General features: G+C 69.1%; 25 protein-coding genes and 2 pseudogenes. 14 read left to right on the top strand and 13 right to left on the bottom strand.

Going from position 1 to position 23,987, the window contains the following annotated elements:
• Positions 1 to 53 precede the first annotated feature (53 nt).
• On the top strand, positions 54 to 461 hold the full coding sequence (locus tag ACWD3H_RS39685; protein ID WP_355556964.1) for a RidA family protein: 408 nt from the start codon (positions 54 to 56) through the stop codon (positions 459 to 461).
• A 340-nt stretch (positions 462 to 801) separates the two neighbouring features.
• On the opposite strand, the pseudogene ACWD3H_RS39690 reads toward ACWD3H_RS39685, so the two are convergent.
• Positions 802 to 1,087, bottom strand: a pseudogene (locus tag ACWD3H_RS39690) (transposase); the annotation flags it as partial.
• A 215-nt stretch (positions 1,088 to 1,302) separates the two neighbouring features.
• Positions 1,303 to 2,031 (bottom strand): MerR family transcriptional regulator, encoded by a 729-nt coding sequence (locus ACWD3H_RS39695; protein WP_451958684.1) that lies wholly within the window; start codon positions 2,029 to 2,031, stop codon positions 1,303 to 1,305.
• Between the two features lie 87 nt (positions 2,032 to 2,118).
• On the opposite strand from ACWD3H_RS39695, the gene ACWD3H_RS39700 reads away from it, so the two are divergent.
• Positions 2,119 to 2,595: a DUF6194 family protein gene (locus tag ACWD3H_RS39700; RefSeq protein WP_451958685.1), complete on the top strand. Its 477-nt coding sequence runs from the start codon at positions 2,119 to 2,121 to the stop codon at positions 2,593 to 2,595.
• Positions 2,596 to 2,902: 307 nt separating this feature from the next.
• On the opposite strand, the gene ACWD3H_RS39705 is transcribed toward ACWD3H_RS39700, so the two are convergent.
• The 4 genes from ACWD3H_RS39705 to ACWD3H_RS39720 all read right to left on the bottom strand — a co-directional run bounded on the left by ACWD3H_RS39705 (position 2,903) and on the right by ACWD3H_RS39720 (position 5,843).
• Positions 2,903 to 4,141 (bottom strand): MFS transporter, encoded by a 1,239-nt coding sequence (locus tag ACWD3H_RS39705; RefSeq protein WP_451958686.1) that lies wholly within the window; start codon positions 4,139 to 4,141, stop codon positions 2,903 to 2,905.
• Between the two features lie 42 nt (positions 4,142 to 4,183).
• Complete coding sequence (locus ACWD3H_RS39710) at positions 4,184 to 4,759, bottom strand: TetR/AcrR family transcriptional regulator (protein WP_355556949.1); 576 nt, start codon at positions 4,757 to 4,759, stop codon at positions 4,184 to 4,186.
• On the bottom strand, positions 4,756 to 5,343 hold the full coding sequence (locus tag ACWD3H_RS39715) for a sugar O-acetyltransferase (RefSeq protein WP_451958687.1): 588 nt from the start codon (positions 5,341 to 5,343) through the stop codon (positions 4,756 to 4,758). The genes ACWD3H_RS39710 and ACWD3H_RS39715 overlap by 4 nt, the downstream gene beginning before the upstream one ends.
• Before the next feature lie 200 nt (positions 5,344 to 5,543).
• Positions 5,544 to 5,843, bottom strand: coding sequence for a DUF4158 domain-containing protein (locus ACWD3H_RS39720; RefSeq protein ID WP_451958688.1), 300 nt, complete (start codon positions 5,841 to 5,843; stop codon positions 5,544 to 5,546).
• A gap of 225 nt (positions 5,844 to 6,068) precedes the next feature.
• On the opposite strand from ACWD3H_RS39720, the gene ACWD3H_RS39725 reads away from it, so the two are divergent.
• Together ACWD3H_RS39725 and ACWD3H_RS39730 are read left to right on the top strand one after the other, a co-directional pair.
• Complete coding sequence (locus ACWD3H_RS39725; protein ID WP_451958689.1) at positions 6,069 to 6,644, top strand: hypothetical protein; 576 nt, start codon at positions 6,069 to 6,071, stop codon at positions 6,642 to 6,644.
• Between the two features lie 19 nt (positions 6,645 to 6,663).
• Positions 6,664 to 7,215, top strand: a complete 552-nt coding sequence (locus ACWD3H_RS39730; RefSeq protein ID WP_451958690.1) for a hypothetical protein — start codon at positions 6,664 to 6,666, stop codon at positions 7,213 to 7,215.
• A 108-nt stretch (positions 7,216 to 7,323) separates the two neighbouring features.
• Here the strand turns inward: ACWD3H_RS39730 and rox are convergent, their stop codons facing one another.
• Entirely contained in the window at positions 7,324 to 8,760 is a 1,437-nt protein-coding gene (rox, locus tag ACWD3H_RS39735; RefSeq protein ID WP_451958691.1) for a rifampin monooxygenase, read from the bottom strand.
• Positions 8,761 to 9,856: 1,096 nt separating this feature from the next.
• Positions 9,857 to 10,516 carry a TetR/AcrR family transcriptional regulator gene (locus tag ACWD3H_RS39740; RefSeq protein ID WP_451958692.1) on the bottom strand — a complete coding sequence of 220 codons (660 nt, stop codon included), beginning with the start codon at positions 10,514 to 10,516 and terminating at the stop codon, positions 9,857 to 9,859.
• A 416-nt stretch (positions 10,517 to 10,932) separates the two neighbouring features.
• On the opposite strand from ACWD3H_RS39740, the gene ACWD3H_RS39745 reads away from it, so the two are divergent.
• The 3 genes from ACWD3H_RS39745 to ACWD3H_RS39755 all read left to right on the top strand — a co-directional run bounded on the left by ACWD3H_RS39745 (position 10,933) and on the right by ACWD3H_RS39755 (position 12,239).
• Positions 10,933 to 11,358, top strand: a complete 426-nt coding sequence (locus ACWD3H_RS39745; protein WP_451958693.1) for a nitroreductase/quinone reductase family protein — start codon at positions 10,933 to 10,935, stop codon at positions 11,356 to 11,358.
• A gap of 49 nt (positions 11,359 to 11,407) precedes the next feature.
• On the top strand, positions 11,408 to 11,677 hold the full coding sequence (locus ACWD3H_RS39750; protein ID WP_451958694.1) for a hypothetical protein: 270 nt from the start codon (positions 11,408 to 11,410) through the stop codon (positions 11,675 to 11,677).
• Between the two features lie 157 nt (positions 11,678 to 11,834).
• A complete protein-coding gene (locus ACWD3H_RS39755) occupies positions 11,835 to 12,239 on the top strand; it encodes a hypothetical protein (RefSeq protein WP_451958695.1) in 405 nt (134 codons plus the stop codon).
• Here the strand turns inward: ACWD3H_RS39755 and ACWD3H_RS39760 are convergent.
• Positions 12,233 to 12,442, bottom strand: coding sequence for a hypothetical protein (locus ACWD3H_RS39760; protein WP_451958696.1), 210 nt, complete (start codon positions 12,440 to 12,442; stop codon positions 12,233 to 12,235). The two genes, ACWD3H_RS39755 and ACWD3H_RS39760, sit on opposite strands and share 7 nt — an antisense overlap.
• An 82-nt stretch (positions 12,443 to 12,524) precedes the next feature.
• Between ACWD3H_RS39760 and ACWD3H_RS39765 the strand changes: the two genes are divergently transcribed.
• A complete protein-coding gene (locus ACWD3H_RS39765) occupies positions 12,525 to 12,773 on the top strand; it encodes a hypothetical protein (RefSeq protein WP_451958697.1) in 249 nt (82 codons plus the stop codon).
• A 615-nt stretch (positions 12,774 to 13,388) separates the two neighbouring features.
• Here the strand turns inward: ACWD3H_RS39765 and ACWD3H_RS39770 are convergent.
• Positions 13,389 to 15,149 carry an NAD(P)H-binding protein gene (locus ACWD3H_RS39770; RefSeq protein WP_451958698.1) on the bottom strand — a complete coding sequence of 587 codons (1,761 nt, stop codon included), beginning with the start codon at positions 15,147 to 15,149 and terminating at the stop codon, positions 13,389 to 13,391.
• 130 nt (positions 15,150 to 15,279) lie between these two features.
• Here ACWD3H_RS39770 and ACWD3H_RS39775 point away from each other — a divergent pair, with 130 nt between their 5' ends.
• From ACWD3H_RS39775 to ACWD3H_RS39785, 3 genes and pseudogenes are all read left to right on the top strand, one after another.
• Positions 15,280 to 16,281 carry an AraC family transcriptional regulator gene (locus tag ACWD3H_RS39775; protein WP_451958699.1) on the top strand — a complete coding sequence of 334 codons (1,002 nt, stop codon included), beginning with the start codon at positions 15,280 to 15,282 and terminating at the stop codon, positions 16,279 to 16,281.
• A gap of 441 nt (positions 16,282 to 16,722) precedes the next feature.
• Positions 16,723 to 18,066: a sensor histidine kinase gene (locus tag ACWD3H_RS39780; RefSeq protein ID WP_451958700.1), complete on the top strand. Its 1,344-nt coding sequence runs from the start codon at positions 16,723 to 16,725 to the stop codon at positions 18,064 to 18,066.
• 176 nt (positions 18,067 to 18,242) lie between these two features.
• Positions 18,243 to 18,416: pseudogene (locus tag ACWD3H_RS39785) on the top strand (hypothetical protein); the annotation flags it as partial.
• A 3-nt stretch (positions 18,417 to 18,419) separates the two neighbouring features.
• Here ACWD3H_RS39785 and ACWD3H_RS39790 read toward each other — a convergent pair.
• Both ACWD3H_RS39790 and ACWD3H_RS39795 read right to left on the bottom strand, forming a co-directional pair.
• Complete coding sequence (locus ACWD3H_RS39790; RefSeq protein ID WP_451958701.1) at positions 18,420 to 19,325, bottom strand: hypothetical protein; 906 nt, start codon at positions 19,323 to 19,325, stop codon at positions 18,420 to 18,422.
• Between the two features lie 136 nt (positions 19,326 to 19,461).
• Positions 19,462 to 20,826: an MFS transporter gene (locus ACWD3H_RS39795; protein ID WP_451958714.1), complete on the bottom strand. Its 1,365-nt coding sequence runs from the start codon at positions 20,824 to 20,826 to the stop codon at positions 19,462 to 19,464.
• A 67-nt stretch (positions 20,827 to 20,893) separates the two neighbouring features.
• Between ACWD3H_RS39795 and ACWD3H_RS39800 the strand changes: the two genes are divergently transcribed.
• From ACWD3H_RS39800 to ACWD3H_RS39810, 3 genes are all read left to right on the top strand, one after another.
• The gene (locus tag ACWD3H_RS39800; RefSeq protein WP_451958702.1) at positions 20,894 to 21,628 is read left to right on the top strand and encodes an AraC family transcriptional regulator; all 735 of its coding nucleotides are present in this window, start codon (positions 20,894 to 20,896) and stop codon (positions 21,626 to 21,628) included.
• A gap of 162 nt (positions 21,629 to 21,790) precedes the next feature.
• Complete coding sequence (locus ACWD3H_RS39805; protein ID WP_451958703.1) at positions 21,791 to 21,988, top strand: TetR family transcriptional regulator C-terminal domain-containing protein; 198 nt, start codon at positions 21,791 to 21,793, stop codon at positions 21,986 to 21,988.
• A 424-nt stretch (positions 21,989 to 22,412) separates the two neighbouring features.
• Positions 22,413 to 23,303, top strand: a complete 891-nt coding sequence (locus ACWD3H_RS39810; protein ID WP_355556889.1) for an IclR family transcriptional regulator — start codon at positions 22,413 to 22,415, stop codon at positions 23,301 to 23,303.
• A gap of 22 nt (positions 23,304 to 23,325) precedes the next feature.
• Here the strand turns inward: ACWD3H_RS39810 and ACWD3H_RS39815 are convergent, their stop codons facing one another.
• The gene (locus ACWD3H_RS39815) at positions 23,326 to 23,925 is read right to left on the bottom strand and encodes a flavin reductase family protein (RefSeq protein ID WP_355615012.1); all 600 of its coding nucleotides are present in this window, start codon (positions 23,923 to 23,925) and stop codon (positions 23,326 to 23,328) included.
• Between the last annotated feature and the right edge of the window lie 62 nt (positions 23,926 to 23,987).

The raw sequence follows: 23,987 nt of genomic DNA on the forward strand, positions 1-23,987 counted from the left end.
CTGCTATAGTTTCGGGATCCCGAGCCCACGGGCTCTCGCGACAAGGAGTCAACATGGCCATCACCCTGGTGAACCCCGAAGGACTGCCGAAGGTCGACATCTACCGGCAGGTGTCGGTCGCCACCGGATCGAAGCTGGTGTTCATCGCCGGCCAGGTCGCCCGCGATGCCGATGGGGGCAGAGTCGGCGAAGGAGACCTCGCCGCCCAGGTCGAGCAGTGCTACCTCAACATCGCCACCGCCCTGGCCGAGGTCGGCGGCTCCTTCGACGACGTGGCGAAACTGACCGTCTACCTCGTCGACTGGACCCCCGACAAGATGCCCCTGTTCGTGGAGGGAGTCGCCCGGGCCTCCGCGAAGCTGGGCGTCACCCCGCTCCCGCCGCTCACCGGGGTGGGCGTCGCCGCACTGGCCGAGCCCGACATCCTGGTCGAGGTCGAGGCCACCGCGGTCATCAACTGAATAAGAAATAAGTTCGGGGTTCCCGAGCGCCTATGCAGGTCATCTCGCCCCAGGGCCAGGGCGTTCTCTGTGTGGAGCACGTCGCTGTGGCGCTTGAGGAGATCTCGGGATCGGTGAAGCTCCTTCCTCTTCGCTGAGGTTTTGTAGTGGCGGTGAAGCCGAGGAGGTGCGTGCCGGTCCTGGTCGAGGGCGGTTCGGTCCGGTGCCGAGTGCCTTCCTGGGAGAAGAACGCCTGCTCACGCGGGGCGCGGCTCCGTGCACCAGCTCAGGCGCCCCAGCCGCTTGCCGGCCGGGCCGCCCGCCGTCCTGGGCATCGCTCACTGATCTTTAATGCGTGAAGTCACGGTGGTTTGAGGGCCAGGCCGGTCTCGGCCGGGCAGCCGTCTATCAGATACGGACGGTACTGGATCTTCTTCAGGCCGTGTTTGATGACGCTGATCAGGTGGTCGAGGCCGCACACGGCGAGATTGGCCGGCACGCCCCGGTTCGGCAGCGACCAGATAACCTTCGGCCGGGTCGAGGTCAGGGGCATATGACGGCAGCCGGAAGACGGTGAGCCAGTCGCCGCTGGCCAGGATGAACTGCCGCATTTCGGTGTAGGTGTGCCGGTTTAGATTGTCCCAGACCGCCGACGGAGTCGCCCGTGACCGCGATCCGCGACGGGGCAAGGACAAGGGCGGCGCCCCGTTAGGAAACGTGTTACCAGCCGCAAACCGCAACGTCTCCGCAGGTCAGGAAGGTTCGACCCGTCGGACCCATCGCAGCTCCTCGATGCAAGCCGCTGACCTGCGTCTTCTCTCTCATTTTGCGGCTGGTGAGACGTTTCTTAACGGCACCCCACCTACGCGGGTTCCGCGCAGGCAGGGTCGCGGGGTGCTGAGGTGGCGAGCGAGAGCACAGCACTGAGTGCGGCGGCACCGTCGAGGAGGGCTTTGGAGCGAGCCGCGATGCCGGCGTCTCTGGCAGCCAGCGCGGAGGCGACGTCCTCCAATCGGCGGGCGCGCCGTAGCTCCGGCATGAGGGCCCGAAGGGGGGCGATGCGGTAACCGGCCCTGCGCAGTTGGTGAACGATCCGCGCATCCTGCACTTGGTTGGGTGTGTATCGTCGCGTTCCTCGCGCGGGGTCGCGGTCAGGGACGACAAGACCCTCGGCATCCCAGTGCCGCAACGTCGAAGGGCGCACGCCGAGGGCGGCGGCGAGTTCGGAGACGCCCATCGAGTCCGATGCGCGTACGTCTTCGATCGGCTCGCTGGAGATCGCCCGGGCGGCCTCCTTGGCCTGCCTCAGTTCCGTGCGCTCCGCGTCGAGCCGGGCGTGCGCCGCGTCGAGAAGGGCGAGCACCTGCGAGGCAGGTGACCGGTGGACGGCCCGAACGATCTTCTTGGCCTCAGTCGGACCCGCGCCTGCCGCGAGGGCTCGGTAGGCCAACGCGGACTGTAGATGTATCTCTCCATAGATCCGGTAGCCCGTAGCCGTGCGCGCCGCCGGCGGCAGCACACCGTCGCGTTCGAGATTGCGCACCTGTTGAACGGAGCACCCGGCACGCCGCGCGACATCGACGGTACGCATGTCCCACGATTTGAGACCTGGCACCCCGAAACCCCTCACCCTCAGCCCCAAAGTCTCCATAAGCACTTTAATGAAACGCTAGAGCACATGACCATAGACGAGATCATCAGCTTCATCGACGGCCTCGACGGCGTCTTGACCCTCAGGCCGGCACCTGGCGACGGCTCGCCGGAGATCAGCTGGGGTGACACCTTCTTCTACTACGCGCCTGATGGTGTCACCCCGACAACGACCCAGCCCTTCGCGACGGTCGTGACCAAGAACTACCCCGGCGACGAGGCATCGCGCCTGGACCGGCCGGACACCTTCCGCGTGAACATCTCCGCCGGGAAAGAAGCGTTCATCCGGTGGACCGGTCACGCGCCACGCGAATCAGCCGCCACCGAGGTCGACCCCAGCGCTGCCGACACCGTGATCGCGCACCCCGTCTACGGCGCCGCCGGCTGGCTGGCAGTGCTGAACCCGGGCTCGCGTGCTGAAGCGGCAACCCGTGAGCTGCTGTGTACGGCCCATCACCTCGCACGCTCGCGCTATGAGCGACGCGCTGAATCCACGGCGCGCTGACGTGAGGTGGCCCTGGAGATCATGGAGTTTGAGGTGGCGTTCCCCGCCCGAGGTCTGCCTGCTGGTTGGTCTCCGATGGCTCGTCCAAGAGCACCGTTGGGGGCCGCCGTGGGCAGGGAGTGGCCAATCAACGCACCCGGACACCGTCCGGCGCCTGTGGACCGTCTCCGAGGAACTCACCGGCGTCACCTTCCCCGAGCGGCTGCACGCGACAGCCCTCAAGCATGAACCCCAGCTCCCTGGAGCCGACGCCCCGATCGACCCCTGGGGCCGGAAGCGGACAGCGCGTTCGGGGCAAACCCCCAGCCTAGGCCGGGGTGCGGTCCACCAGAACGCGGGCGAGAGCGACGGTGATGACGCCGGCCAGCACGACGGAGAGCAGGCCGACGCGCAGGCTGGTGAGGTCGGCGACGAATCCGACGAGGGGCGGGGACAGCAGGGATCCGCCACGCAGCAGCCAGCTGACGATGGTCAGACCGGTACCGGCGGGCAGTCCGGGTAGTTCGTCCGCGGCGTGCATGGCAGCGGGGACGAGGGTGGCGACGCCGAGCCCGGCGAGCGCGAAGCCGGCCAGCGCGGTGCCCACGGTGGGCACGGCGAGGGCGGCGCCCATGCCGACGGCTGCCAGGGCGCCGCCGGCGTGGACGACGGTGCGCTGGCCGAAGCGGTTCACGACGCGGTCGCCCGCGAGACGGCCGACGGTCATGGCGACTTGAAGCGCCACGACGGCCAGCCCCGCGGTGGCGGCATCGGTGCGCAGGTCGCCGCTGAGGTAGAGGGCGCCCCAGGACGCGCCGGCGTCCTCGACAAGCGCACCGCACGCGGCCAGCACGCCCAGCGCGACGAGCATCCATACGGCCGAATCGGTGAACGAACGCCGGCCTTTGCGGTGGGGTGGCGGGGCTGCCGGATGGCCGCCCGCGGCGCCGAGGTCCTGAGCTTCGGCGGGCCGTTCGATGTCTTCGGGGCCGGGCAGCAGGAACCGGTACGCGACGATGGCGACGATGCTGAACAGCGTCGCGGAGATGCTCAGATGGACCACCAGGGGGATGCGCAGGCCGGCGGCGGCCGAGCCCATCACGCCGCCCAGGACCGCGCCGATGCTCCACACCCCGTGCAGCGAATTGAGGATGGAGCGCCGGTAGAGGCGCTGGATCCGCAGGCCGTGGGCGTTCTGCGCGACGTCGACGACCGCGTCCAGAGCGCCAACGACGAACAGCGCGCCGCCCAGCGCGACCCAGCTCGGCGCGAAGGGGATGACCAGCGTCGCGAGAGTGGTCACGACGATCCCGAACGCCGCCACGCGCGCGGAGTGGAACCGGCGGATGGCGGCTCCGGCGAGCAGCCCGGCCAGCAGCGCGCCGATCGGGTACCCGGCCAGCGCGGTGCCGAAGACGGCGTTGCTCACGCCGAGGTCGGCCTTGATCTGCGGGTAGCGCGGGATGATGTTGAAGAACACGGCGCCGTTGGTGAGGAACAGCGCCGCGACGGCGGCGCGAGCCAGGCGTGTCTGACGGGTGGGCGCGGTGAGGGGGGCAGCGGGCATCGGCTTTCCGATCACATAAGCGCATGCGAGTGAGGGAGGGGATCAGCGCAGGTAGCGGTGGATGGCGTGGCGGACCTGCTCGGGCGTCATCGGGTCGGTCGACAGGGCGCTGTGCAGCACGAGCCCTTCGATGAGCGCGTCGAGCTCCCGGGCGGTGGTGGCGTCGAAATGGCGCTCCAGCGCCCGGCGGCTGCGTGTCATCCAGGCCTGCGTGACAGCCCTCAGGGCCGGGTTGCGCGCTGCGGCCACGTACAGCTCCACGGACAAGACGAGGTCGTGCTGTGAGCCGAGCAGGTTGTCCGACACCAGCGTGATGACGGCCTCGACCGCCGCGTCACGGTCGCGGGCCGCGCTCAACCGCTCGTCGAAGACGCGGGCCGCCGCGTCGGCGTGCCGGGTGAACGCTTCGGTCAGCACCTCCTCCAGCGATGTGAAGTGGTAGGTCATCGAGCCCAGCGGCACGTCCGCGGCGCGGGCGATCTCCCGGTGCGTCGTCCCGGCGACGCCACGCTCGGCGATGACGGTGAGCGCGGCGTCGATCAGCCGGTCCCGCCGCCTAGGGTCGTGCCGCCGCGCCCGCCGTGGAGCGGGTGACCGCGAGGCGGTGGGATCGCTCATGCCCTACCCGGCCCGATCGTGCGGATCACGCGGGCGGGATTGCCCACTGCGACCACGTTCGCCGGGAGATCGCGGGTCACCACCGCGCCGGCACCGACCACGGTGTTCTCCCCGATCGTGACCCCGGCCAGGACGATCGCCCCGCTGCCCAGCCACACGTTGTCGCCGATGCTGATCGGCTTGGCGGCCTCCCACTTCGCCCGGCGCAGCTCCGGATCCACCGGATGCGTCGGCGTCAAAAGTTGCACATTCGACCCGATCTGCACGTCGTCGCCGATAGTGATCGGCGCGACATCCAAGGCGACGAGACCGAAGTTGGCAAACGATCGCGCGCCGATGCTGAGGTGGCTGCCGTAGTCCACCCGCAGCGGCGGCCGGATCACCGTACCCTCGCCGATCGCGCCGAACAACTCGGTGAGCAGCCGGTACCGCTCCTGCGGGTCGCGGGCCGAGGTCGCGTTGTAGGCGTCCATCAGGTCGGCGGCCCGCAGCATGTGTTCGGCCAGCTCCGGGTCATCGGCGATGTAGAGGTCACCGGCGAGCATCCGCTCGCTCATCGAACGGCCATCAAGGTCAGATCTCATACGTACGAGCGTACACATTCAATGTACTCATGTACATATCGGCGAAAAGCGTGACAGCGTCGATGTCGACGTCCGCCAAGACGGTCACCACTCCACTGGGTGCCGACGCATGAAAGGGCTCTGACTTCGCTGGCCCGCAGATCAGCCCTCAGCGCCAACAACCACGACGGAGTCCTTCCACCTCGGTGCGGAACACCACGTCACAGGCATCGCCGCACGTGCTCCACCTCCATGACCGGCACCTCGCGGGCCTCGGCGAAGCGGCCCAGCCGCTGGAAGCACTTGAGTGCGAGCGTCAGCGCCGGCAGGTGTTGATCGGTGTCGGTCTTCTCCCGCGCCCACGCCAGATCCTCCTGGGAGGGGGAGTGGAAGGCGTACAGCTCACGCGTCGTCGTCAACCGCGGGAACACCTGATAAGCCGTCCGCTCCACAGACGTCACCGCACATGCCTCCCGGCACCCCGGCCCAACGGACGAGATACACCGTAGCGAGGCGAACACGTACGCAGCGGCGAAATGGATCAGAACCCGCCAGAGCAATCCAGTGTGGGTTTTGGGTTTATGTGGGCTGACCCCCGCCAGCAGATGACGAGGAGTCGTCCGCAAGCGGGCGGATAGTTGATCATCCGCCGGGCGGACGCCGTCTCCGCTGTGCGCGACTCATACTTTGGCCTGCGCTACGCCGTCTCTCTGGACGTATTCGCACGCAGAAAGGAGCCAAAGAAGATGAGAACGTACAGCAAGGCAGTACACGCCGTGATGGTGGCCGCTTCGGCGGCGGCCCTGGCCGTGGTCTCGCCCGCACCGGCCGCGTCTGCGGCGGCGGTGACGATCAGGGTCGTACCGGCCTACTCCGAGACCCAGGAGGAATCTTCCTCCTGGTTCGTCTGCCCTACCAACCAGGTGCTCACGGGGCGGTCGCACCGCGGGGACGAGAACGCCGACACGACGTACACCTGTAGTTGGATTTTCATCAACGACGAGCAGGTGCAGGTGAGCATCGGTGACTGGAGCCTCGAATACAAGGAGAACAACTCCAGCTACTCCTCCCCGCCGAACCAGGCGCTCGTCGGGCGCCGGCACATCCTCGACGAGAACGGCTGGACCCGGTACCGCTCCGCCTCCCTGGCGTGGCGGGGGCAGACGGTGCGGCTGATCGATCCCGTGTGGACCGGCAACCTCAAGGAGAGCAACCACAACTACCAGACCGGCACCCAGCGGGTCCTGATCGGTCGTGCGCACTCCGGGGACGAGAACGGCGACACCCGCTACCAGCACGCCTACGTGACCATCGACGCCTGACCCCGGAAAGGAGGACGACATGAAGAAGGTCACGTTCGCCGCGCTGGCGGTCGCCGCCGTCGCGGTGCTGAACGTCCCGGTCCCGGCCTCGGCAGCGACGATCAAGGTCGAGTACGTCTACAGCGGAACCGTGAAGGAGTCGGGTGGTGAGTTCGCCTGCCCGGCGGGCCAGGTCATGACCGGGCGGTCGCACAACGGGGACGAGAACGCCAACACCACCTACCAGTGCAGTTGGATCCTCATCGACGGCGTGCAGGTGGAGGTGTTCACCGGCGACTGGTTCGGCTACATGAAGGAGAGCAACTCGAACTTCTCCGCACCGCTCGACCAGGCGCTCGTCGGGCGCCGGCACTACGGTGACGAGAACGGCGCCACCGAGTACAAGACCGGGGCTCTTTACTTGCAGGGGCGCCAGGTCCGTATCACCAACCGGACGTGGACGAGTGCCTACACGGAGAGCGGCCACACCACGCAGGCCGGCTTCAACCAGGTCATGACGGGGCGCAACCACAGCGGTGACGAGAACGGCAAGACGCAGTACCAGTACGGAACGGTGACGTTCGCGGGCTGACCAGGTCGATCGCCGTCGCCCACTCCCGGGGCGGCGGCGGTCTTGTCACAGCGGCGACTTCAGTTCACCGCAAATAGGCCCCCGCCCTTTCGAGCCACAACTGCGCGCTCAGCCGGCGGCAGCGCCGAACCACCTGGACAGCTGGCTGAGCAGATCCTGCTGGTCTTCACCGACCCACGCCACGTGGCCGTCCGGCCGCAGCAGCGCCGCGGGCAGGTCCAGTTCCTCGCTGACGTCGACGACGTCGACGACGTGGTCGACCCGCTCTGCCCAGCCCGCCACCGAGAGCCGGCCGGTCTGGTCGAGCAGTAGCCCGCGGCCGCCGTGCATCAGCTCGTAGAGGCGACCCCGCTTCAGCTCCACGTCCCGCATCCGCCGGCCGAGCAGTTCATGCCCTCCGCCGAAGTCGTAGCGCACCCCGATCGCGATGATCTTCTCGATCAGGTACCGGTTCACCTCCTCGAAGTCCATCAGTTCCGACAACAGCCGGCGCACTGACCGGGGGCCCGGCTCGGTGGACATCAGCTCGCCCTGTGCGCGGGTGTTGTCCAGCACGTCGGCGGCCACCGGGTGCCGTTCGGTGTGGTAGCTGTCCAGCAGCCCCTCCGGTGCCCAGCCGCCGACCTCGGCGGCCAGTTTCCAGCCGAGGTTGAACGCGTCCTGGATGCCGAGGTTGAGCCCCTGCCCGCCCATCGGCGGGTGGATGTGCGCCGCGTCGCCGGCCAGCAGCACCCGGCCGGTCCGGTAGCGCTCGGCCAGCCGGGTGGCGTCGCCGAAGCGGGAGAGCCAGCGCGGTGAGTGCACGCCGAAGTCGGTGCCCGCGAAGGCCCGCAACTGCTGCTTGAACTCCTCCAGGGTCGGCGGAACCGTGCGGTCCTCGGCCACCCCCTCGGCGGGCACGACGACGCGGTACACCCCGTCCCCGAGGGGCCCGGCGCCGAACCTCAGCTGGGTCTTGCGGACCTCCGCGACGATGGCGGCGAGCGCCGCCGGATCCTCGGTCAGCTCCATCTCGCCCAGCAGCGTCTCGACTCTGGCGGGCTCGCCGGGAAAGTCGACGCCGAGCAGCTTGCGCACCGTGCTGCGGCCGCCGTCGCAGCCGACGAGGTAGCGCGAGCGCAGCTGCGTGCCGTCGGCCAGCTCGACGGTCACCCCGTGCTCGTCCTGGCTCAGCCCGACCAGTTCGCAGCCGCGCCGGATCTCGGCGCCGACCTCGGCGGCGTGGTCGGCCAGCAGGCGATCGGTGGTGGTCTGCGGGATGCCGAGGACGTAGGGATGAGTGGTGTCCAGCCGGTCGGGCGAGGGCTTGGTGATGCCGGCGAAGAAACCGCCGACCGGGTACTTCTTGCCGTGCGCGAGGAACCGCTCCAGCAGACCGCGCTGGTCCATCACCTCGATGCTGCGCACGTGCAGGCCGAGCGAGCGGACATACCTGGCCGGCTCCGCCTCCTTCTCCAGCACGAGCACATGCACGCCGTGCAGCCGCAACTCGCCGGCCAGCATCATGCCGGTCGGTCCGCCACCGGCAACGATCACGTCAATCATGAAACCCCCCCATTCAACAAGGCTGCGTTTCGGCCAGTTGCTTCGCGCAGTCCGGCGGCACGCACACCCGCACCTCCGCGCCGAGTGCCCGCAACCGCACCGCGAGTCCCACCGGCGGTTCGACGTCCCGCGTGATCCACGCGTCGACAGAAGAACACGTACTTCGCGAATCTCTGATTTCCGCAGGTTCTGGCCTCGGCCGACGATTCTGCAGCACGACCCGGGTCTTGCCGCAAGCCCCCCGGTGCGCTATACGTTGAGAGTGGCAGGGAGTGGGTAACCTCCTTGCCTTTGCCTTTTGTCGTCCACTGTGGATGACGGGCCCTCCTCTCGAATCCCGCGTCCTGTTCACCCCGTGAAGGTTGCGCGATAAAGGGTTGAGTGGCCGTTCCGACGCAGGTGGGGATCTTGTAACGGTTAGCTCGCTGCGCGACCCGGACGCGGCCGAGGACGACGAGGAGATCTGAGCCTGAGGCCGGGCGTCAGGAACGTGCGTCACCCGGCGGGTCGTCGGTGATCAAGTCGCCGGGCTGGCGGCCCGAGACGTGGCAGATACGGGTGAGGGTGTTGAAACGGATGGCCTTGGCTTGGATAGAGCTCGTCCGGGCAACTGGTGTTCGGTCCCCTCGTGAGTCAGCGCAGGCCGGCGGCTACCCGCGGGGCGAGGCCGGAGGCGAACATCATCAGCAGCGCCATCGGCATGAGAGAAGGCCGGACCAGCCGAGCACCGCCTGAAAGTACGGGAAGAGGACCACGAAGATCCCTGCCTGCACGCCGAAGCATGATCACCGCTGCGCCTACGCCGCTCAGGAAACGCGCACCCCGCACTGGTTCGGAGCCACCGGCGCTGGTCCCGTCGAGTACCTGAGTCTCATCGGGAAACAAGGCGAACGCGCGCACGTCCGTGCAGCACCGAGACATGGCCCGGCCGACTAAGAAAGCTCAGGGACCTCACGAGAAGTAGCGATCCTGGGAACCACCCGATCCGCGCGGACGGTTCGACTCCCGGCTGTCTGGCAACTTGGCGAATAGGGGCGACGGGCGGCGTGGATCCGATGATCGTCGAACACCTTGGCAAGTGGTACCCACGGCGCGGTCAAGACTCACCACGCGAGTCGGCGAAGCCGGTGAGCAGTGCCTCCAGGGCGAACTCGAAGCGGGCGGTGGGGCCGCGGTCCGCGCTGGCGCGGGCGGCTTCGGCGAGGAGCGGGTATCTATCAGCGGGCAGGTCGGCCAGGCGGCTGGTCTGGCCGAGTTCGCCGTGTGGCTGGGGCGCGTCGCCGACGCCGGCGCCGAGCGCGGCGTGCACGAGGATCAGCCCGTTGAGGGCGTACACCATGTCGAGGGCCCGCCGCGGCTGGAAACCGGCCGTGCACAGCGATTGGAGGAGCGTCTCCATCATGCGGTGATTCCCTGCGGTGGTCGCCGGCCGGGATAGGACGAGCGGGACCAGGTTCGGGTGGGCGGCAAGGGTGTCCAGCTGCACTCGGGTGTAGCCGCGCAGTCCGTCTCGCCAGTCGGTGCCGTCGAAGCTTACCGGTGCCGCGGTGGCGAGTTCTTCGACCATTCCGTCGAGCAGGGCGTCCTTGTTGGGGAAATGGTGGTACAGGGCCATCGCCTTGACTCCGAGCTCCGTACCGAGCCTGCGCATGGACAGTGCGGCGAGGCCCTCTCGGTCGGTGAGGCGGATGGCGGCTTGAAGGATGGCCCGGCTGTTGAGGCCGGCGTGCTGCCCGCGGCCTCGGCTGGCGGTCATGGTGCCCGTCTCATCTCATTTGACGTGTTGTACGACGTAAAACTAGCATGAGCCGCGTAGTTTTACGTCGTACAACACGAACGGGATCGCATGACCCGGCCCGGCCCGGCCCGGCGAACACCGGCCTGAACCGGACTTACCTGAGAGGAACCGCCACCCCATGACGTCGGCTCGTTTTACGGTCTGCCTCCGCTGCTGGGGTGGGTCGGCATGCTGCCCTGCCTGGCAGAAATCCTTGTGGTCGTCCTCGTGTGGAGAAAGCAGCCGCAAGGGGCCACACGCATGAGTCCCCTCACGGCCGACTCCGATGGGCTGCGGTGAGTCGAGTGCCACCGTCCATCCTCGGCGGCATCGCCGCGGTGAAGCGCGCGCTCTACCGCGGACGCACGGGCCGGCCGACAGCTCTCATCCGAGCGGTGAACCGCGTCGACGCGCTGCTGTATGCGTCGGGAGTTCTCACACCCCGGCAGACCGCGACGCTGGAAGTGACCGGAAGACGTTCAGGACGGCAGATCCCGTTGCCCATCACCGTCACCGAGCTCGACGGGCAGCGGTATCTGGTGGCGATGCTCGGCCCGAACGCGAACTGGGTGCGCAACGTCCGCGCCGCAGGCGGTCATGCCGTCCTGCGCCGACGGGGCCGCGAACAGATCACGCTCGACGAGGTCCCCGTCACCGAACGCGCTCCCGTGCTTCGTCGTTATCTCGCCATCGCCCCCGGTGCGCGGCCACATATCCCGATGAACCGGCGCGCCCCGTTGCCGGAGTTCGAGAAGATCGCGCACCGATACCCGGTCTTCCGGATTGCAGGCCCTGATACCCCGCTCAGGCGACCTACGTAGAGCCGGGCCGGCATCCCTCACCCCCGTGGAATACGAAGGGACACATGTCGTGAAGAACCCATTGAATCCCGCGGAGCCGAACCCCGCCATAGAAAATGTCCACCGCGCCGGGATGCCGGGCTTGTTCGCCGAGGCGCGTGACGGCGACCAGGTCTGGCGCGGCGCCGCCGGCCGTCCTGTCACCGCGAACCTGCAGAGGTGGAACAGACTCGGCTCCTCGGGCAAGCCGCAGCCCCATCCCGTCGACGACGCGCTTGCGGCCCTCTACCAGGTGGCGATGTACGGCAACGCCGGAGATGTCCCGCTGGAAGAGCGATGACCACCATCGGGTCTCCTGCGGCTCCCTCGCCACGTGACCGCGCTGGAGAGAGTCGCTTTCACCAAGACAGCCAGTATCTCAAGACAGGAGAGTCGAGATGGCAGTAGGAATGACCGCAGCACGTTCAACCAGGCGACGCCGGAGGCTCCTCGCGGCGATGTGGATCGGGCTTGTCCTGACCGTCATCGCCGCTGTCTACCCGTTCGTCGACCGCACCACGACGCATGCCCTGGCCGACCATATCCAGGCGGGCTATCCCTCCTACGGCGCCGGCGAGATCGATACCGCTGTCACCGCCTACCTGGCCACCTTGTCGGTGGTGGGAGGGTTGGGCCTCATCGGATGGCTCGGGACGCTGTGGGCAGCGAAGGCCGGCAAGAGGTCCACGCGTTGGGCGGCGACCGGCGTCTTCGCGGTCGCACTCTGCATCGCGCTCGCCGGGCTGACCGTGACAGACACCTCCGGCGACGTCGGGCTCGCGCCCGCGATCGGGTGGCTCCAGATGCTTCCCTGCGTGCCGGGACTGCTGGCCGTCGTGATGCTCTGGGAGCGGCGTCAATGACCACGGTGCCTGGAGACCGGCCGGATGCGCCCGAACTTGTCCGGGGTGAGAACCCTGGAGAAGGCGTGGATCCGGCCGTCGCAGAGGACGGGTTGTGGTTGCCCGTCCATGGTCATCCAGGCGGCCGGGGCCCCGTTGGCCTCGACGAGGGTCGACTTGCCGAAACTGTACGTGCGCGCCGGGCCGGCGATGAACGCCGGCACGTCGTCCCTGCCGAGGATCGAGCGAAGCGCGGCCCTGACCTTGCCGCCGCCGTCGCCGCATACGTCCCGTGGGAGGCCGCGGATGGTTGATCGCGCGGCCGAGATCTGCCGCCCCGAGGAGTTTCGCGACGTCTACCACCGGGTCTATCGAGAGCCGCCGTACTGTGAGGGCGCCGCGGTCGCGGACGAGTTCGCCGAACAGCTGGTCAGACACGCGGCACTGCCCGGCTTCTCCGTGACCACCGTGCTCGACGACGGTGTGCTCACCGGCTTCGCCTACGGGGTGCGCCTGGAGGAGGGATGGTGGCACCCTCGCCGATGCGGCCGATGAGTTCCTGTCGACCCACCGGGCCGCGAACCCCGACACCCATCGCGCTCACGCCTCGGCTGTCGACCGGACCGTCACAGCGGTCGGCGGCGGAGCGCGTCGCCTCGCCGACGTCGCCGACCGCGAGATCGGCGACGCCCTTCTCTCACTGTGGGGCGGATGCGCGCCCGCGATCTGGAGCCGCAACCGCGCCGCCGTCTCCTCCTGGCTCACCTGGTGCGCGACGAAGAAGAGGTGGGCCGCGCCATCGATCCCGGCCGGCGCCGAACGGCGCCGCGAGAACGTCGACCACACCAGGGCCGTCAGCAAAACCAAGATCGAACGGCTGCTGTCACGCCGCGACATCCCGCTCCGCGAACGCACCCTGCGGCGGATGTTCTACGAAACCACCGCCCGCGCCGCTCGACATCGAGGACCTCGACTTGGAGAACCGGTGCGCCCCGCTGAAGTCCAAGGGCGGCGACACCAAATGGGTCTACTGGGACGCCGGCACCGCCCACCTCCTGCGCCCCCCGACGCACCGGTCCGTACTCGCGGGCCGCTGTTCCTGTCCGACCGCCGCCCGGTCCCCGCCCGCCGTCCCAGCCCCGAGCACATCTGCCTCGACCCCGGAGATGCCTACGTCCAGGGCAAGATGGTGATCTTGCCGTGGGTCTGGCCCGCCTCGCTCCTGCGGTGGACCAGCGCGAGGTTGGACAGATGGTGGGATTCGGCGACGTCGACGATGAGCGCGCCGGCGTCGAGGAGTTCGACGATCTCGCCCAGCTGCTTGGCGTCGTTGCGGGCGACCATGTGCAGGGCGGTGACATCGGCGTCGGCGGGCGGCTCGACGGGGGTGGCGACGGAGGCGATGACGCCGCCCGGCCGTAGAAGGGAGACCAGGCTCACCGCGGCCTCGGGGGAGATCGGAGCGAGGTTGACGACGGCATCGACCGGGCCGTCCAGCGCATCCGCGAGAGCGGTGGTCGTGTAGTCGATGATCTGGTCGGCGCCGTACTTGCGGACCGCCGCGGCGCTGCGGCCGCTGGCCGTGGCGACCACTGTCGCGCCGGCGTGCCTGGCGAGCTGGACGGCGAACACTCCCACGCCGCCGCCGGCGCCGTTGATGAGCACGCGCCGGCCCGCGGTGATGTGGGCGTGCTCGAACAGCACCTGCCAGGCGGTGAGCGCGGCGACCGGGATCGCGGCCGCGTCGGTGAGGGGAACGGTGACGGGAGCCTTGGCCAGCACGCCGATCGGGGCGGTGACGTACTCGGCCGCGGCGCCGCCCGCGTCGAGACGGCCGATGACCCGGTCGCCCACGGCCAGCCCCGCCACGTCGTCGCCGACCTCGGCGATCGTGCCGGAGACGTCCCAGCCGAGGGTGTAGGGCAGGTCGACCGGCAGCACGCCTCGCAGCATCCCCGACCGCAGCGCGATCTCCGAAGGATTGAACGAGGTGGCGGCGACCCGGATCAGGGCCTCGCCCGGCCCGGGCGCGGGCCGCGGTACTTCTTCGTATCGGATGACGGAGGCATCGCCGTACTCATGGATGCGGGCGGCCTTCATGGTGTCGCGAAACTCGCCCGCGTGGTCGGCCACCCAGGTGCGGAACGTGCGTGCCGGGGCTCCGGTGACCTCTGCCACCGTGGCCGTGGTCACTCTCGGCGTGGTCGCCATCTCGGCCTGGGCCTGGAGGATGCCGTCCACGGCCGCGGGTGGCCAGCCCCGGGTGAGCATCTGCTGCCGCGCGGTCTGCGGCGAGGTCTCCTCCCAATGCACCGGGCGGCCGATCACCTCCCCGATGATGCTCGCCTGTTCGGCCTGGGTCAGTATCTCGGGCCCGGTCAGCTCATGGACCGCGCCGCTGTGCCCGTCGCCGACGAGTGCGCGCACCGCGACCGTCGCGAGGTCCCGCTCGTGCAGCGGGGGCATGGCGGCCGCGCCGTACGGCTCACGCACGACCGCCTCGGCGCGGATCTGCCCGGCCCACCGCAAGGCGTTGGCCGCGAAGGCGTGCGGTCGCAGGAACGTCCATTCCAGCCCGGACCGCTCGATCAGCCGCTCGACCTGTTGTTCGTAGTCGCGTACGGCCGCGGAAGACAGGTAGACGACGCGGCGGGCATGCGTGGCGACCACATCCAGAACCGCGGGCATCCCCTCGGCCGTGGCGAACGGCCAGAGGAGAAACACGGCCTCGGCCCCGTCCAAGGGTGCGTGCAGAGTGGCCGGATGGGCCAGGTCGCCCCGTACGACCTCGACGCCGTCCGGCAGGCCGGCCACTTCGGGATCGCGGGCCAGCGCGCGAACCTCTGCCCCCGCCTCGAGCAGCTGAGCCACGACCTGCCGGCCGACCGTGCCGGTCGCCCCGATCACCAGAATCTTGCGTTGCCCCGGCATAAAAGGCCCCCAATGGTTGATCACTTCGTGTGCGCTCAACCGTATGGGGATGAAGAGAGACAGCCAATGCGTAAAAATCTCATATTTATATGTGTACGTCTTCGTATAGCCGCAGAGATAGACTCTCCCCGTGGATGTGCTCAGCGATGTGATCGCCGCGATGCGCGCCGGGGAACCCCGTTCGGCGCGCGTTCGGTGGCACGCCCCCTGGGGGCAGCGGTTCCCCACCGTTCCTGGCTCCGCCGGCTTTCAAGTGGTCCTGCAGGGATCGTGCCGGCTGATCCCCCCGGACGGCGGTACCTCCATCGTGCTGAACGTCGGCGACGTGGTGTTCCTGCCCCACGGAAGCGGCTACGCGCTCGCCGACAGCCCCGCCACCCCGCTGACCGAACCCGTCTGCGACCCACTGAACGACCCTCGATTCGAAGACCGCTACGCCTCCGCGACCGTGGGGAAGACCGGACAGGACGGCTCGCAGGCGGTCACCGTGACCCTCTGCGGTGGATACCAGCTCGACCTCAGCCGAGCCCATCCGCTCCTGGGCGACCTGCCCGAGATCGTCCACCTGCCTGCCCGCCTCGGGCACCGTCCCGAACTGCGCGCCGCCGTCGACCTCCTCGGCGGCGAACTCGACGCTCCCCGCCTCGGTGTGGACACCGTCGTGCCCGCCCTGCTCGACGTGCTGCTGCTCTACATCCTGCGCGCCTGGTTCGACGAACAGTCCGAACGCGGCACGGCCGTCGGCTGGGCCGCGGCACTGGGCGACCCGGCGATCAGCTCCGCACTGCACGCCCTCCACCGTGATCCCGCACTCCCCTGGACGGTTGGGACACTCAGCAGCCAGGCGGGACTGTCGCGGGCGGCTTTCTCCCGGCGCTTCACCACCCTGATCGGCCGGCCGCCCCTCACCTATCTGACCTGGTGGCGCATGACCACCGCCGCCCGGCTTCTCCGTGAGTCCGATGCCCCGCTCGGCGAGGTGGCCACCCGGATCGGCTACACCTCGGAGTTCGCCTTCGCCACCGCCTTCAAGCGGGAGTACGGCACCGCACCGGGCAAATACCGACGACAGAGCCGAGCGGAAACCCAGAACAGTGAAGTCGACGTAATGGCACCACAACCTTCGTGGTGACCGTGCCGCCGGCTATTCGTCGTCGTGCAGCGCGCCGGGGGCACACAGCTCGCGGTGGCCACCGCTGCATCCTTGATCACGACGGACAGCGCACCCACCTCCACCCCCAGCGGGAACGTGACCGGCCCTCCCGAGCTCACGCGGCTCGCCGGCCCTTGGGGAGGGTTCGGACCCCGTTTTTGCGGTAGAGCCGGTTCGGGTGGGCCCGCTACCGCGCCTCCGTGTTCGGCTGGGCCTGGAGTCGCTGGCGGCGGCCGCTCTCGCCCGTTGCTTCTTTCGTCACGACATGGGCATTCCATGCGTTCCAGCTGACGTTTACACGGCTTTGGTCGTGAGTCTTCCCAGGACCGGTAAGGAGTCGCCATAGGGTGTGCGTCTGCTCATGAGGGGGGGATCAAGGTGAGCACGTGGCATGGGTGCTCCATCAGGACCCGCTTGACCGTGGTGGCCAGTACCGTCATGGCGCTGCTCTGCACTGCCGTCGCGGTGTTCACCCTGGTAGCGGTACGGGAGGCCTCTGTCGAGAACCGGACGAAACAACTCGTCACCCACGCCGTGGCCTTGACCAGGCAGCTACGCCACAGCGGCGTATCCCCGCACCTGCCGCCGGGCGGCCCCAACGAGGCGATCCAGGTGTTCGACCCGGCCGGCACGACGGTCGCCGCCACCCCGGGCTTCTCGGCACGCGAGCCGCCGATAACGAACCTTCACCCCGATGTCGACGGTTATACGACTGCGCGGCTGTGTGATCTGCATGCGTTCCCCGGTCAGTGCAAGATCGTGATCTCTTACCCCTTCCACAAGGCCGACGGCGTCTGGTTGCTCAACATGGCCGTCGCCGATGTTCCCTGGTACGTGGGCCCCCGGCTGCTGATCCCGCTCGCCGTCGGCTGGCTCTTGCTGGTCGGGGCGACCACTGCGGGCACCTACCGGATCGTGAGCAAGACCCTGGAGCCGGTGGGCGCGATCAGCGGCAAGCTCGCCCAGATCACCGCGAGTGATCTCGGCCACCGGGTGCCGGTACCGAAGTACCGAGACGAGCTGCGAGACCTCGCCGAGATCGCGAACCGGACCCTGGACCGGGCCCAGTCGGCGGTCGAACAGCAGCTGCGGTTCGCCTCGGACGCCTCCCACGATCTGCGCAACCCGCTGGCCGCCATGCGCGTGCAGATCGATGAGGCGCTCATGTACCCGCAGGAGACCGACTGGCCGCAAACGGCGAACGCGCTGCTGGACAGTGTGGAACGGCTTCAGGACCTGGTCACCGACCTGTTGCAGATCGCCCGGCTGGACGCGGGCATCAGCGGCCAACGCGATCCCGTCGACCTGACCGGCCTGGTGGCGGACGAGCTGGACCGGCGGCCACGCCGGGTCGCGGTGATCCGCCACCTCACCCCCGGCGTGATGATCAATGGGGAGCGGATCGGCCTGGCCCGGCTGCTGAACAACCTACTGGACAACGCCGAACGCCATGCCGACTCCGCCATCACGGTCACCCTCGCGCTCGAATCGGGCACGGCGGTGCTGGAGGTGTGTGACGACGGCGAGGGCATCGCCCCCGACCAGCAGGAGGTCATCTTCCAGCGGTTCGCCCGCCTGGAGGCCTCCCGCAGCAGGGACGCCGGCGGCACGGGGCTCGGCCTGCCGATCGCCCGGCAGATCGCCGAAACCCACGGCGGCACCCTCACCATCGAAGACAGCCCCCGCGGCGCACGGTTCGTGCTGCGCCTCCCCGGCCATGCCGCACCTTCCGCAGATCATGCTCGCACGCCGACGAAGATGTGACCTGGTAAACCGGTGGTTCGTCCTTGGTGGTGGCGAGCGTGTGGCGCAGGACGTGCGCGGTGGTGGGGTCGTCCAGGCCAGCCGTCTGGGCGATGATGCCGCCGGCGGCACGTGCGGCCCGCCGACCGACATCTCTCCTTTGACGCGAGCCGCGCACCGGGGCCAAGGGCACGGCGGTCATCCGCTACGAGGGGCCGCGCGGAGGCCCCGGCATGCAGGAGCTGCTGTATCCGACCGCCTATCTCAAAGGGCGGGGCCTGGCCAACTCGTGCGCCGTGGTCACCGACGGCCGCTTCTCCGGCCTGTCGATTGCCTTGGCGGCTCGTCACCAAGGCTCTCTCAGCTCGGCCTGCTCACTTGCGGCGCTCGGGAGCGCTCAGCACGTCGCTGAGGTCGTCGACCTCCAGCCCCCGCCCCGGCGTCGCCTTGGGCGCAGTGATCGTCATCGGCTTCTCCCAGTTCCGGTACTGCGTGGCCAGGTGCCCCCGCAGGATCCGGTCGTCTCCGAGCCCCGGGACCTCGGGCCGCGGGTGCGCGTAGAACCGCCAGCCGACCCGGTACGGCCACCCGCGGTCGTCGTACATGTACGTCCATGTCACCTCAGACGTCCCGAGGGCCGAGGTTCCCGCGGCCTCGCGGAAGCTGGGCGAGACGCGATAGAGCTCCTTGAGCGTGATCGTCCCGGTCAGGGAGTAGATCCGCTGCTTGCGGCCGGTGGTGTGGTCCTTGAGCCATGGCGCGACGCTCTTGCGGCTCTTGACGGACAGCAGCTTGCGCAGCGTGGCCGGCTCCAGGACGTTGATGAACTGGTCGCCGTACGCGGCGGCGGCGCCGCTCGCGCGGCCGGTGCGCGCCCAGGACTTCGCCCGCGGCGCGAGCTGGTACTGCCAGCCGCCCACGCTGACCGTGCGCAGTGTCCCCACCGTGCGGAGCACACCGGCGAAGTAGGGATCCTTGGCCGCCTCGTCCACCACCAACTGCTTGTTGCTGATGCTCAGCTGCCGGATGTGTTCTGAGGCGATCACGCCGGCCCGCCCCAGCTTGACCTTGCCGGTTCCGCGCACTCCCGTACCACTCCCGATGACGGTGCGCCTGCCGTTGCTCAGCTGCACCTGCCGCGTCAGATCCGTGGAGGCCCGGCCGTAGAACTCGGTCGTCGCGCCGGCACCGCGGGCGAGCAGGGAACGCAGGCCCGCCACCGGATCGGGTTCGGCGGCTCGGGCGTGGGCGGTGGTCGTGCTTCTGGAGGACTTCAGCACCCTGGCACCCAGGCAGCCGCAACCTCGTCCGCCGACACTTCCTCAACGTCGGCGAGGCGAACCCGTACGGGCTGCTGCCACAGGACAGCGGCCCGCGACGGCCGCGTCCTGGTGCAGGGGCCGGTGGCCCGGATCCTCACCGGGGAGCGGCCGCCGGCGTGCTTCGGCCGCCGGCTCCATGTCCAGCGGGCTGCCGCGGGCCGCCGGCACGCGACGGCAGTAGCACGACGATGAGCACAGCGCCGAGCGCCACGCAGAGCGCGCCCGCCGTGAGCCCGCCCGAGTAGCCCATGATGGCCAGCGCGGCCACCCCGACGGCGCCGCCGACCTGCTGGACGGAGGTGAACAGGGCCGAGCCGAGACCGGCGTCCTCCTCGGTGGTGCCGTCGACCGCGGCTGCGGCCATGACGGGCAGGCTCAGCCCGTTGCCAACGCTCAGTATGAGCATGCCGGGCAGGATGTGGGCGGCGTAGGAGTCGCCTGCCGCCACGCCGGACAGCAGCAGCAGGCCGGCGATGTTGACCAGGAACGCCAGCAGCAGCGCCCAGCGCGTCCCAATCCTGAGCGAGATGCGGGAGGACAGCCACATGCCCGCCAGAATGCCGGCGCCGTAGGGCAGGTAGGCGATGCCGGCCAGGAGCGGGCTGTACCCCAGAGCGGTCTGAATCTGGATCATCAGCAGGAACGACATCGCGTACATCGCCATCGAGAACAGCAGGGTCGCGCCGTTGGCGACCGCCCGCGTCCGCGAGGCCAGGAACGACCCGGGCACCAGCGGCGCCACCGCCCGCGACTCGACCACCAGGAACGCCACCGCCAAGGCGGCGGACAGCACGACGGCGCCGATGACGATCGGATCGCTCCAGCCGGTCTCGCCGGCCCGCAGCAGCCCGTACACCAGCGACACTGTGGCACCGGTGACCAGGACCGCGCCGGGAACGTCGAGGTGGCGCCGGCCGGGGGCGCGGGACTCGGGGACCAGGCGGGGGAGCAGCGCCAGGGCCACGGCGACGATGGGCAGGTTGATCAGGAAGATCCCGCGCCAGGACACCAGGTCGGTCAGCGCTCCGGACAGCACCAGGCCCGAGGTTCCGCCCAGGGCCGCGATGCCGCCCCAGATGCCCAGTGCCTTGGCCCGCTCCTCCGGCCCCGGATACAGCAACGTGATCATCGACATCGCCGCCGGGCTGGCCATCGCAGAACCCGCGCCCTGCACAAACCGCCCGATCACGAGCTGCCATGGCTCCTGCGCGAGCCCGCAGGCCAGGCTGGCCATCCCGAACAACGCCACGCCGATGAGGAAGACGCGGCGACGGCCCAGCAGATCCGCCATCCGGCCGCACAGCAGCAGCAGCCCGCCGAAGGCCAGGAAGTAGGCGTTGACGACCCAGGGCAACCCGGACGCGCTGAAGCCCAGCTCATCGCGGATGCTGGGCAGGGCCACGTTCACGACGGTGTCATCGAGCACGAGCATGAACTGGACAAGGCACAACACAATCATCGGCACCCGACGACGCTATGATCCGCCGCATTTGGCCACAATCCGCGGTGAGGCCAGACTGTGTCGCATGGAGGACATAGGCGCGATCATCGTCGGCCACTTCCCGCTGGCCTCGGGGGAGTGGATCCCCCCGCACAGCCACACCCACCACCAGCTTGCCTGGACCCGGCGCGGCGTCCTGAGCGTCGGCGTGGGCGAGGTGTACTGGGTCCTGCCGCCCACCAGGGCGCTGTGGCTGCCCGCGGGCGTCACCCACGCGACCGGCGCGACCCGCGACGCGGTGCTGTGCAGCCTGTACCTGGCGCCGGAGCGCTGCCCGCTGGACTGGCCCGAGCCCACGGCGGTCGGCGTCGACGGCCTGCTGGCCGAGCTGATCGGGTACCTGGCCCGCACCGACCTCACCGACGACGCGCGGTTGCGCGCCGAGGCGGTGGTGCCCGACCTGCTGCGCCCGCTGCCCACCCGGCCCATCGACGTGCCGCAACCCACCGACGAGCGCGTCCGGGTAGTGGCGGCCGCCCTGCTGGCGGACCCGGCCGACCCGCGCAGCCTGGAGGCGCACGCCCGTGCGGCGGGCGTGAGCAGGCGGACGTTGACGCGGCTGTTCGTGCGAGACACGGGCATGAGCTTCGACCATTGGCGCACGCAGGTACGGCTGCGCGCCGCCCTGCCGCTGCTGGCTGAGGGGCAGCCGGTATCGCGGGTGGCGCACAGCGTGGGGTACGCCACGGCGAGCGCGTTCCTGGCGGCCTTCCGCCGCACGGTCGGTACCACGCCCCGGCGCTACCTGCTCAGTCGTTGACTTTGATCTCCTTCACGGTAGCCGGGGAGATGGCCCTGGCAGCGCCGGAATGCCGATGATCTCGCCGGTCGGGCGTCAACGTCTTCCAGCCACCCGTCGGCGGCTCAATTCCAGAACTTGACCCCGGCTTAGGGCTTGTCCAGCACGGGCTGAGGCCTGCCCTTGAGGTGCAGGTCCAGGATGGCCGTGACGCAGGTGATGGCGTTCTACGCCGACCAGATCAGGGCCGCGCAGGCCGCCGGGCAGGTGTCCGCCGAGTTGGACGCCGCGAAGGAGGCGACGATCCTGTTCGCCTTCGCTCAGGGGATGGTGCATCCAGCCCTCGTCATGGTTCCCAACCGGTGCCGACGATCCATCTGAATGACGTTCGCTGTGTCGTAGCCAATGGGGGCGGCCCGGCTGGGCCGTCGTCGACGGGGCGCTCCGGGGTCTGCCTCAGCTAAACACGCTGCTGAGAGGCGGTCAAGCGAGGGCCTGGCCTACCCGGGTTTGTTGCGGAGGTGTGACGGTGTTGTGTCCGTTGACGCACTTATTGGCCACATGTTACATATGGCATGAATCTGATTCGGCGCGTTGCCACGCTTCGCGGCGTGGCGAGCGGCTTCTCGCAACCCGGAGCTCCTCGCGGAAATCTTCCCGGCGTAGAGGGGGTGCGGGCTCCCGTGTCCCACAGGACGAACCGAACAAAAAGTATCATTTGGTGATCTTTCTCCCTCTCTTCCCTGTTGCTCATCCCGTTGCTACATTTCGAAACAAGAATTCATTTCAGTTTTGGGGAGATGTGATGACCGCTCTCTCTGACCTTGGCCACGCCGCGTCCGCGCGGCGAGAGCTCCCGCCCTCGATGGTCGAGCGGATGACGCTGATCATCGACGCGTTCGACGGCCGTTTCACCCACCTCACGCTGGAGGACGTGGCGCGGTGCACTCACCTGCCGCGCTCGACGACGCATCGCATCCTCGACCAACTCGTACGACTGAACTGGCTGGAGCACTCGTCCTTCGGCTACAGCCTGGGCAAGCGGGCGCTCGGGATCGGCGGGGGCGACGGCAGCCACGGCGAGATCCGAGAGGCCGCCGCGCCGCTGCTGCACGACCTGCAGATGAGAACCAGGATGGTCGTCCATCTGGCGGTCCTGGACGGCTCGGAGGTCTTCTACCTGGACAAGGTCGGCGGGCGGTTCGCCCTGTCCGTGCCCTCCCGAGTCGGCGGCCGTGCCCCGGCGCACTCCACCGCGCTGGGCAAGGCGATCCTCGCCTGGCTGGAGCCCGAGCGGGTCGAGGAACTGGTCGGAGGCAAGGTAAGGCGGCTCACCAGCCGTACCATCGGCGACATCGGCACCCTGCACCAGGAGCTGAACCGTATCCGGCAGCGCCAGGGGCTGGCGTTCGAACGGGGCGAGAACGTCCCCAGCATCTCGTGTGCCGCCGCGGCGATCCGAGGCCACGAGGGCCCGGTGGCGAGCATCTCTCTCGTCGGCGACACCCGTACACCGCTGGAGAACGTCGCCCCGCTGGTGGTCGACGCGGCACGGCAGGCCTCGCTCGCCCTTTTCCCGGACCTGGACAGCCAGCGGGGGCGATCCCGTCAAGCCGCCCGGGTGCCGGACTGTAACTGGTCACCGGAGACCATGAACCGATTGCTCACCATGGGCGAGAACGACGGCTGGCTGTGATCCGCACGGCCCGTCGTCATTCTCAAGCCCGATCCCGGTCCCGCTGATCCGCCCAGCCCCACAGACCGGGGGCGAACAGCGCTTGTTCGGCGTCCGTCTCGTGGTCGATGCCGAACCGCCCGCGGAAGAACACCATGGGACGCCGCCCGGCGTTCCGCTCCACCTCCAGTACCCGACCGATCACCACGTCGTGATCCCCGGCGATGTGCACGTCGACGACCTCGGCGTGGACGCGCAGAAGCACATCGCGCAGCGCCGGAGTGCCCCACCGAGACAGCTCCCAGCCGAGCCCGTCGTACTTCCTGCCCTTGCTGGAGCCGAACCGGCTGCATAGGTCGGACTGCTCTTCGCCCAGCACGTTCACGCTGAACCTCCCGGACTTCCTGATCCTCGGCCAGGTGCGGCTGTTGTGGTCGGCGCAGAAAAGGATCAGCGGCGGTTCGAGGGACACCGACGCGAACGCCTGGCACGCGAATCCCACCGGCTCTCCGCCGTCGATGCCGGTGATGACCGTCACGCCGCTCGCGAACATGCCCATCGCCTGCCGCATTTCCGCGGGATCGGGCGGAGCCACGCCGACGGGATCCGGAGTGATCGAGGGCCGGGCGGTCTCGGCTGTCATGCGTTTCACCTCAGGTGACGTCGGACGCCGCCCCGTTGGCGGCTTCGGGCGACGAAGTTACG

Source organism: Streptosporangium sp. NPDC002607, from assembly GCF_053592655.1.